Annotated in this window: 1 protein-coding gene; it reads left to right on the top strand. The window is 70.9% G+C overall.

What is annotated here, in order from left to right:
- The first annotated feature begins 115 nt into the window (after positions 1 to 115).
- The gene (locus ACWJ6R_RS35490) at positions 116 to 1,726 is read left to right on the top strand and encodes a DUF2334 domain-containing protein (protein ID WP_449066406.1); all 1,611 of its coding nucleotides are present in this window, start codon (positions 116 to 118) and stop codon (positions 1,724 to 1,726) included.
- Positions 1,727 to 1,931: the final 205 nt, after the last annotated feature.

Below are 1,931 nucleotides of genomic sequence, written 5' to 3'. Positions count from 1 at the left end.
CGTAGGAATTCGGCCGCCTAGCCGTTCCGGGGAGCCAATGGCGAGACCGAACCCACACCCTGTCATGCGACGCCCCGGCGGCGTCGATCTCGCTTCGTTGTGGGGGTCTTCCCGTATGCCCGCTTCCTCCCTCCGGCGCAGGGCCGTCCTGCCCGCGCTGACGGCGTTCCTGTCCGCCGTGCTGCTGCTCACCACCGGCCTCGCGACGCCGACCGCGTCCGCCTCCGCCGCGAGCGCGAGCGCGTCCGCCAGGGCCAAGGCCTTCACGGGCGGGCTGACCGGCACCGGCCGCTCCACGCTCGTGCTGTACGACACGACCGGCCAGTGGGCGCCGACCGGCGAGCTGTACGCCACCCAGACCGCCAACCTGACCGGCCACTTCGGCACGTTCACCGCCCTGCCGGTCACGTCCTACACCGCCGGCGCCATGGACGCCCACACCGCGGTGGTCTACGTCGGCTCCACCTACGACGAGCCGCTGCCGGAGGCGTTCCTGGCCGACGTGCGCGCCGCCGACCGCCCGGTGATCTGGCTGAACAACAACATCTGGCAGCTGGCCGCCTCCAGCCCCACCTTCGCCGCCGACTACGGCTGGGCGCCGTCCTCGTTCGACCAGGGCGCCATCGGCACGGTCGTCTACAAGGGCCGCACCCTCGCCCGCGACACCGCCAACACCGCCGGCGTGATGGCCTACGCCACCCTGGACGAGACCAAGGCCGAGGTCCTGGCCACCGCCGTGCGCGGCGACGGCGCCCGCCTGCCCTGGGCGGTGCGCTCGCGCAACCTGACCTACGTCGGCGAGATGCCCTTCGCCTACACCGTGACGGCCGGCCGCTACCTGGCCTTCTCCGACCTGCTGTTCGACGCGCTCGCCCCGCAGACCGCCGAGCGCCACCGCGCCCTGCTCCGCCTGGAGGACATCGGCCCCGCCGCCGACCCCGCCGGCCTCATGGCGGTCGCCACCGACCTGAAGAAGCGCGGCATCCCCTACTCCTTCGGCGTCTACACCCTGCACCGGGAACCGGAGAAGGGCGTCGAGATCCGGCTGCGGGACCGGCCCGAGGTCGTCGCGGCGATCAAGTACATGCTCGCCAACGGCGGCACGATGATCATGCACGGCTACAGCCACCAGTACGGCACCAAGGCCAACCCCTACAACGGCGCCAGCGGCGACGACTTCGAGTTCTACGCCACCCACGTCGACGAGAAGGACTACGTGATCTACGACGGTCCCGTCCCCGGCGACTCCTTCGCCTGGGCGCAGGGCCGCCTGGACGCCGCGGCGGCGGAGTTCCGCGCCTGCGGCCTGCCGGTGCCGACGGTCTTCGAGTTCCCGCACTACGCCGGATCGGCCGAGGACTACCGGGCGGTGCGCTCGCGCTTCCCCGCCCGCTACGAGCGCGGCATGTACTTCGCCGGCACGCTGTCGGGCACCGCCGTACGGTACGACCACTCGGCCGGGCAGTTCTTCCCCTACGCCGTCACCGACGTCTACGGCTCCAAGGTGATCCCGGAGAACCTCGGCAACCTCATCCCCACCGGCTACAACAACCACCCGTCGGTGCTCCCGGCCGACCTGGTCGAGGCCGCCGAGGCCAACCTCGTCGTCCGCGACGGGGTGGCCAGCTTCTTCTACCACCCCTACCTCGGCCCCCGGCGGCTCGGCGAGATCATCGACGGGATCAAGGCCCTGGGCTACACGTTCGTGCCCGCGAGCGCCCTGTAGGACCGGGCGCGGGCCGTACGGCGGGCGCCGCAGGGCCCGCGCCGCGTTCGGTAAAGAACACGGTGATCGATTTGCCGCATTAGTGACCGAAAGTTACTCTGAACGAGAACTCGCAGGTAGGGGCATATGCCGCGATAGTTCACGGGGTAAGCGATGATCCGGGACGGCCTCAACGGCGCTTGACGGCGCACGTAGGAATTCGGCC

The organism is Planomonospora algeriensis, from assembly GCF_977012225.1.
This window is presented reverse-complemented; position numbering and strand designations above follow the sequence as displayed.